Here is a 7,748-nt window from a genome sequence, read left to right on the forward strand (position 1 = left end):
GGTGGCCCGCACATCAGACACGCAGGTCAAATTGGTGCAAATGCTCCAGGCCCGCATCGTCAAGCGGGTGTACCTTGCACTGGTTTGGGGGCGCGCAAGCGCGCCGGTGACCGTGAACAATCCACTGGGCCGAGACCCCAAAAACCGCTTGCGTATGGCGGTGGTCGACTATGGCAAGCCGGCTGTAACCCACTTCTTGCCCATTGCCCAAGGTGAGCTCATGGAAGTGCCTGTGACCTTGATGGTTTGCCGGCTGGAGACTGGCCGCACACACCAGATTCGCGTGCATGCCCAGCACGCGGGCTTTGCACTCGTGGCCGACCCGGTTTATAAACTTCGTGGTGCGGGAAGTCACTCGGCTTTGCGTTTAAGCGGTGTCGAACTTCCCGATGGCACTCAGTTTGCACGGCAGGCCTTGCACGCAACCCATTTGAGCTTTCCAGACCCAGCGCGATTCGCTCTGCGCGCTGACGGCCAGTCGATGGAAGACTGGGAAGCCACCCTAGCCGACCATGATTGGCCTGAGTATATCGCTCGGGCCCCACACGACTTGTTTGCCCTGGGTGAGCTGGCAGGGATCGATTTTCATGCCCCTTGGGTGGAAGAAGCGGTGCTTGAGCAGGCGCATGCGCACAGAGCGTCGGCGCTGGTCCAATTCGAACCTTTGGACGATGAAGATGAAGAGTTGCCCGATGAAGATTGATGACTTGTTGTACCTGCCCAGGTTCACGGGCTCATTGGCGGCGATTAATTCACAGGTGCGAATGGCCGTGACGCAAACCGGTCTGGGCGGGCCTTTGCACCCACTGGTCAATCCTGCCGTTGGTTTTAACCTGGGCGCCCATGTGGGCGATGATGTCGGCGATGTACAAGCGCGACGCGAAGCCTTGGCGCAATGGGTGGGTGCCCCCATTGTGTGGTTGCAACAGGTGCATGGTTGCGAGGTGGTCGACGCAGGGCAAATGGCAGACACGCAAATTCAAAATAATCCAGCGCCCCAGGCGGATGCTTCGCTGGTGTTTGGCAGTTCGAGGGCTTTGGCCATTATGACTGCAGACTGCCTGCCAGTGCTGTTTGTGGCCCTGAGCGAGGGCCGAGTGCTTGGGGTCGCTGCAGCCCATGCGGGTTGGCGCGGTTTGCATGCAGGCGTTTTGCGGGTGTGCGCCGGGCAGCTTGCACAGCGTTGCGGTATCCGAACTGCTCACATTGTTGCTTGGCTGGGGCCAGCCATTGGCCCGGCTTCTTTCGAGGTTGGAAGCGAGGTGCGTGAGGCATTTCTTCAGCGCCTGCCGAATTCCTGTGGATGTTTTGTACAGGGCACCACTGCAGGCAAATATTGGGCGGACCTGTACGGGCTCGCCCGGCTAGATTTGGCCGATGCCGGTGTTAGTCAGGTTCAAGGCGGAGGGGAGGACACACTCACCGATGGGCGCTGGTTTTCTCATCGCCGGAGCCAGCAGAAGAACCTGCCGGCAGGTCGGATGGCGACGATTGTTCGGCTTCTTCCATAGCTCGTTTGCGAGCCCTGCGGGATTTGGTACCAAGCAGGTACATCAAGACCGAGCAAGGCAGTAGCCCATAAAACAAAAAGGTGGCCAAACCCGCAGCAAAGGAATGTTCCGTAGCGGCCATTAAAACCACCACATACATCCAGCCGATTGCAACGATATACATCTTTTGAAACTCACGCGACGCAACTACACTGGGCAGATGGTGCATTAAAACCTTGGTCAGGGCAAATGGTGTCTGAGGCCAATATAAATTTGACAAGTCAAAATGGTGCGGTGCACAATATAAAGAACAAGGCCCGCGTAGGCCACGGAGTGCTTTCCTAAAAGCACCCACAAAGGAGAGGAAGGTGAACAATCAATTCAAAGGCTTCGAAGAAGTCTTCGGTCAATTATTGCCTGTTGCAGAGCAAATGCAGCAGCTTCAGCAACACATGCAAACCCAGATGCAGCAGGTCATGGGTGCTTTTGGCAGTCTGCCAGGTTTGCAGGGGGTAGCGCCCATCAATCCGGTAACCATGGGTGCGATTGCGCCGTTTATGAGTTCGGTCATGGGCGCGTTTCAGCAAACGCTATCGCAAATTCCTGTGCACTCGTTGGGTCAAATCCAGACTGAGTACACGGCCGAGTTGTCGTCGTTGTTGGCTTCGGCATTTTCAAACATCCCAACTGCGGAACAGCAGCAGGCCGCAACGCATTGCCTGGCACAGTATTTGGAAGGCGACAAGCGCTTTGCATCGCCCGATTGGCGCGATCACGGTGTATATGAGTTTACGGCTGCGCTGTATTCGCTGAATGCCAAATTCACCCGAAAAATCGTTGATTTGGTGCCTGATAATTCTCCAGAAAAGCGGCGCATGGAATACGCGGTGGAGCAGTTGGTGGACGCGTTAAGCCCGTCAAACTTTTTTGTAACCAACCCCGAGGCACAAAAAAAACTGTTGGAAACCAAAGGTGAAAGCCTGACCCAAGCCATCCAGAACCTGCTTGCAGACATGCAAAAAGGGCGCATTTCGCAAACCGACGAATCGGCTTTTGAGGTGGGGGTCAATGTGGCCACCACACCGGGTCAAGTGGTGTTTGAAAATGAATATTTTCAATTGCTGCAATACACCCCCAGCACGCCGAAAGTGGGCAAAGTGCCCATGCTGTTTGTGCCACCGTGCATCAACAAGTATTACATCCTGGACCTGCAGCCCGCCAATTCCCTCGTCAAGTTTGTGGTGGATCAAGGTCACACCTTGTTTTTGGTGTCCTGGAAAAACCCCACCGAGGCCGAGGCGCATTTTTGCTGGAACGGCTACGTGGAAGATGGGGTCATTCAGGCCATCTCGGTGGCCAAAGCCATTGCCAAGCAGCCTAAAATTAATGTGTTGGGATTTTGTGTGGGCGGCACCTTGTTGGCCACTGCGCTTTCCACGCTGGCCAATCGTGGAGAGGACTGCATCAACAGCGTCACATTCCTGACCACGCTTCTTGACTTTACCGACACCGGTGCCTTGGGTGTGTTTGTGAGCGAGGAGCAGGTGCGAGCGCGCGAGGAAAGCATTGGGCAGGGGGGCTTGATGCCGGGCAAAGATCTGTCGAGTGCATTTTCTTCATTGCGCCCCAACGACCTGGTGTGGAACTATGTGGTCAGCAATTACCTCAAGGGTGAAAAGCCGCCGGTGTTTGACTTGTTGTACTGGAACAGCGACAGCACCAATTTGGCCGGCCCCATGTTTGCCTGGTATTTGCGAAACACCTACCTTGAAAACAATTTGGTGAAGCCTGGCCATGTGGAGGTGTGTGGCGAGCCGGTTGATCTGGGCCTGATTGATGCCCCGGTTTATGTGCTGGCCACCCGTGAAGACCACATTGTGCCGTGGACCAGCGCGTTTCAAACCAGTCATTTGGTCAGTGGTGAGGCGCGTTTTGTGTTGGGGGCCAGTGGACACATTGCAGGTGTTATTAACCCCGCTTCAAAGAATAAGCGCAATTATTGGGTGTGCGAAGGCGACCTGCCTGCCACGCCAGAGGCCTGGTTGAAAAAGGCCAAGGAGGTGCCAGGCAGTTGGTGGAATGACTGGGCTGCTTGGCTTGAGCCCCTGAAAGGCGGCGAGGTGAAAGCGCCCGCCAAACCCGGCAATACGAAATTTAAACCCCTAGAGCCCGCGCCAGGTCGTTATGTGAAGCAGCGGGTGTAACCGTCAATTCGAATCAACAGGAGAAACTAAACATGACCGACGTTGTGATTGTTGCCGCAGGCCGCACGGCCATTGGAAAATTTGGTGGCAGTTTGGCCAAAATTTCAGCCCCGGAATTGGGGGCGCATGTGATCAAGGGCTTGCTGGAAAAAACCGGTGTCAAGGGTGAGCAGATTTCTGAAGTAATTCTGGGACAGGTGTTGACCGCTGGGTCGGGTCAGAACCCAGCGCGCCAGGCTGTGATCAAGGCGGGCTTGCCTGCTGCTGTGCCGGCCTTGACCATTAATAAAGTCTGCGGCTCGGGTTTGAAGGCCGTGATGTTGGGGGCTCAGGCCATTGCCTGTGGTGATGCCGAGATTGTGATTGCTGGTGGCCAAGAGAACATGAGCGCTGCACCCCACGTGATGATGGGTAGCCGTGATGGCTTCCGCATGGGCGATGCCAAGCTGGTCGACAGCATGATTGTGGATGGCTTGTGGGATGTGTACAACCAATATCACATGGGCATCACCGCTGAAAACGTGGCTGAAAAATACGGCATCAATCGGGCAGAGCAAGACGAATTCGCAGTGAAGAGCCAGAACAAGGCCGAGGCTGCGATCAAGGCTGGTCGCTTCAAGGATGAAATCATTCCTTTGAGCATTCCACAGCGCAAAGGTGATCCTGTGGTGTTTGACACCGATGAGTTCCCGCGTCTGGGGGCCACTCTGGAGCAAATGGGTGCCTTAAAGCCGGCTTTCAAAAAAGATGGCTCTGTAACCGCGGCCAATGCAAGCGGTATCAACGATGGCGCAGCCGCTGTCATGCTGATGAGTGCTGCCAAGGCCAAGGAGCTTGGCCTGCCCGTGTTGGCCAAAGTTCATGCTTACGCCAGCGCTGGCCTGGACCCCACCATCATGGGCATGGGGCCCGTGCCCGCCTCCAAGCGTTGTCTGGAAAAAGCGGGCTGGACCCCTTCCGACCTTGACTTGATGGAAATCAACGAGGCGTTTGCAGCGCAGGCCTGTGCGGTGAACAAAGAAATGGGTTGGGACACCTCCAAGATCAACGTGAACGGGGGAGCAATTGCTCTTGGGCACCCCATCGGCGCCTCGGGCTGCCGTGTGCTGGTAAGCTTGATCCATGAGATGAACAAACGAGACGCTAAAAGAGGCCTTGCCTCCCTGTGTATTGGTGGCGGTATGGGCGTGGCCTTGGCCGTGTCTCGTTGATTTCAGTCATTAAAAATTCAATAAGGGATGTGATTATGAGTGAAGCTAAATTGGCGTATGTAACAGGTGGCATGGGCGGTATTGGTACCGCCATTTGCAAGCGCTTGTGCGAGCAGGGTTTCAAAGTGGTGGCCGGCTGTGGCCCCAATTCCCCACGCAAAGACAAATGGTTGGGCGAAATGCGAAGCGCCGGTTACGAGGTGTGGGCCAGCGAAGGCAATGTGGCCGATTGGGATAGCACGGTAGAGGCCTTTGAAAAAGTGAAAGCCGAGCACGGCACCGTGAGTGTGTTGGTGAACAATGCTGGCATTACCCGCGACGGCACGTTTGTAAAAATGAGCCGTGACGATTGGTCTGCTGTGATCGATACCAACCTGAATTCGCTCTTTAATGTGACCAAGCAGGTGATTGGTGGAATGGTTGAGCAGGGCTGGGGCCGCATCATCAATATTTCGTCGGTGAATGGTCAAAAGGGACAGTTCGGTCAAACCAACTATTCCACAGCCAAGGCCGGTTTGCGTGGCTTTACCATGGCGCTGGCCCAAGAGGTTGCTTCAAAGGGCGTCACTGTTAACACGGTGTCACCTGGCTACATCGGCACCGACATGGTTCGTGCCATTCGCCCCGATGTGCTTGAAAAAATTGTGGCGGGTATTCCAGTCAAACGCTTGGGCACCCCGGAAGAAATTGCCTCGATCTGTGCCTGGTTGGCCTCTGATGAATCCGGATTTTCAACCGGAGCAGACTTCTCGCTGAATGGCGGCCTGCACATGGGTTGATTTGCCCGCGCACAAGGGCGACCAATCCTTAAAAAGGCGGTATGATGTTGCACTGCACGTTAAACAGCGTGCAGTGCATTATTTTTTCTAAGTGCTTGTTTTTGAAGTACCAACAGACCGCGCGCCCACGCAGGTGCAGCGGCGTAAAACACCAACCGAAGAGAAGAGAGGCATGGCTGAGGCAACACGTTTGATTAAAAAGTACCCCAACAGGCGTTTGTACGACACACAAACCAGCAGTTACATCACGCTGGGCGATGTGAAGCAGCTGGTGCTTCAAAACGAAGATTTTCATGTGGTTGATGCAAAATCAGGTGAAGACCTCACCCGAAGCATTTTGCTGCAAATCATTCTGGAAGAAGAAACGGCGGGTGCGCCTATTTTTACCTCTCCCATGTTGTCGCAAATTATTCGCTTTTACGGCAACGCCATGCAGGGAATCATGGGCACCTTTCTTGAAAAAAATCTGCAAGCGTTTATGGACATCCAGAACAGCTTCCAGGAGCAAGGCAAGAACATGGCCGATGGCAGCCAGTTTGCCAACCCAGAGTTGGGGTCGCAGTTCATGAGCGTGCAAACGCCGGTGATCCAGAGCATGATGAGCAATTACATCGAGCAAAGCAAAAACATGTTCGTGCAAATGCAGGATCAGTTCCAAAACCAAACTCGCAATATTTTTACCAACTTCGGTTTTCCCAACCCGGCCGACATGGCCAACATGGCTGGCCGCAACAAGCCAGACTCCAATAAAAAGTAATTGTTAACATGCAAGACAAGCCTGCTTCTGCCAAGCGCCCACCCAGTGTGGGCTTTGTTTCGTTGGGTTGCCCCAAGGCACTCGTTGATTCGGAACGAATTCTGACCCAACTGAAGGTGGAGGGCTACGAGGTGTCGCCTTCATACGAGGGGGCCGATCTGATTGTGGTCAACACCTGTGGTTTTATAGACAGCGCAGTACAAGAGAGCCTCGATGCCATTGGTGAGGCCATGCATGCCAATGGCAAGGTGATTGTGACGGGTTGCCTGGGTGCAAAAAACGGCAATGAAGGCAAAGAACTCATCACCAGCCTGCATCCCAAGGTGCTCGCTGTCACTGGCCCCCACGCCACTGAGGAAGTGATGCAGGCGGTGCACACGCACTTGCCAAAGCCTCACGACCCGTTCATCGACCTGGTGCCTGACCACGGCGTCAAGTTGACGCCCAAACACTACGCCTATCTAAAAATTTCGGAAGGGTGCAATCATCGGTGCACCTTTTGCATCATTCCTGACATGCGCGGTGATTTGGTCTCGCGCCCCATTGGCGAAGTGATACGCGAAGCAGAGAGCCTCAAGAAATCGGGCGTGAAAGAACTGTTGGTGGTCAGCCAAGACACCTCCGCCTACGGCGTGGACATCAAATATCGCACCGACTTTGTGAATGGTCGCCCTGTAAAAACGCAATTTCAACAATTGGCTGAGGAGCTAGGCCAGCTGGGGTTGTGGGTGCGCATGCATTATGTGTACCCATACCCCCATGTGGACCGCGTGGTGCCGCTGATGGCGGAGGGCAAAATTTTGCCTTATTTGGATATTCCGTTTCAGCACTCCCACCCCGATGTGCTGAAGCGCATGAAGCGCCCGGCCAGCGGTGAGCGAAATATAGAGCGTATTCGCGCGTGGCGTGAGGTGTGCCCCGACATCACCTTGCGCAGCACTTTCATCACGGGTTTTCCGGGAGAAACTGAGGCCGAGTTTGAGCACTTGCTTCAATTCATTGAAGAAGCGGAGCTGGATCGCGTGGGCGTGTTTGCCTATTCACCAGTGGAGGGGGCCAAAGCCAACGCTTTGCCTAATCCGGTGCCAGAGGAGGTCAAGGAAGAGCGGCGCGCACGTCTGATGGAATTGCAGGAAAGCATTTCACTTCGCCGCAACCAGGCCAAGCTTGGGCGCACCATGCAAGTGATTGTGGATGAAACCGACGAGGAGGGCATCGTGGCCCGCAGCCAAGCCGATGCGCCAGAAATTGATGGCAATGTGTTTGTACCCATGCCGCAAGACCCCACATTGCCATCAATTTCTGGC

At 54.8% G+C, this 7,748-nt stretch carries 7 protein-coding genes; all 7 read left to right on the top strand.

The window, feature by feature from the left end:
• On the top strand, positions 1 to 703 hold a 703-nt coding region (locus ACEQU8_RS00360), incomplete at its 5' end, for an RluA family pseudouridine synthase (protein ID WP_370260678.1).
• Positions 693 to 1,511 carry a peptidoglycan editing factor PgeF gene (gene pgeF, locus ACEQU8_RS00365; RefSeq protein WP_370260679.1) on the top strand — a complete coding sequence of 273 codons (819 nt, stop codon included), beginning with the start codon at positions 693 to 695 and terminating at the stop codon, positions 1,509 to 1,511. The genes ACEQU8_RS00360 and pgeF, both read left to right, overlap by 11 nt.
• Before the next feature lie 347 nt (positions 1,512 to 1,858).
• The gene (locus ACEQU8_RS00370) at positions 1,859 to 3,694 is read left to right on the top strand and encodes a PHA/PHB synthase family protein (RefSeq protein WP_370260681.1); all 1,836 of its coding nucleotides are present in this window, start codon (positions 1,859 to 1,861) and stop codon (positions 3,692 to 3,694) included.
• A gap of 32 nt (positions 3,695 to 3,726) precedes the next feature.
• Positions 3,727 to 4,905 (top strand): acetyl-CoA C-acetyltransferase, encoded by a 1,179-nt coding sequence (locus ACEQU8_RS00375; RefSeq protein ID WP_370260682.1) that lies wholly within the window; start codon positions 3,727 to 3,729, stop codon positions 4,903 to 4,905.
• 35 nt (positions 4,906 to 4,940) lie between these two features.
• Complete coding sequence (locus tag ACEQU8_RS00380) at positions 4,941 to 5,684, top strand: 3-ketoacyl-ACP reductase (protein ID WP_370260683.1); 744 nt, start codon at positions 4,941 to 4,943, stop codon at positions 5,682 to 5,684.
• Between the two features lie 172 nt (positions 5,685 to 5,856).
• Positions 5,857 to 6,441 carry a polyhydroxyalkanoate synthesis repressor PhaR gene (phaR, locus tag ACEQU8_RS00385; protein ID WP_370260684.1) on the top strand — a complete coding sequence of 195 codons (585 nt, stop codon included), beginning with the start codon at positions 5,857 to 5,859 and terminating at the stop codon, positions 6,439 to 6,441.
• A gap of 8 nt (positions 6,442 to 6,449) precedes the next feature.
• Positions 6,450 to 7,748: 30S ribosomal protein S12 methylthiotransferase RimO (rimO, locus tag ACEQU8_RS00390; protein ID WP_370260686.1), on the top strand; the 1,299-nt coding region annotated here is incomplete at its 3' end.

Source organism: Limnobacter sp. (assembly GCF_964228395.1).
Taxonomy (GTDB): Bacteria; Pseudomonadota; Gammaproteobacteria; order Burkholderiales; family Burkholderiaceae_B; genus Limnobacter.

What these genes read in the sequence shown, in the direction of transcription:
- pgeF (WP_370260679.1), top strand. Translation starts at nt 693, where the DNA reads ATGAAGATTGATGACTTGTTGTACCTGCCCAGGTTCACGGGCTCATTG.
- ACEQU8_RS00375 (WP_370260682.1), top strand. Translation starts at nt 3,727, where the DNA reads ATGACCGACGTTGTGATTGTTGCCGCAGGCCGCACGGCCATTGGAAAA.
- ACEQU8_RS00380 (WP_370260683.1), top strand. Translation starts at nt 4,941, where the DNA reads ATGAGTGAAGCTAAATTGGCGTATGTAACAGGTGGCATGGGCGGTATT.
- phaR (WP_370260684.1), top strand. Translation starts at nt 5,857, where the DNA reads ATGGCTGAGGCAACACGTTTGATTAAAAAGTACCCCAACAGGCGTTTG.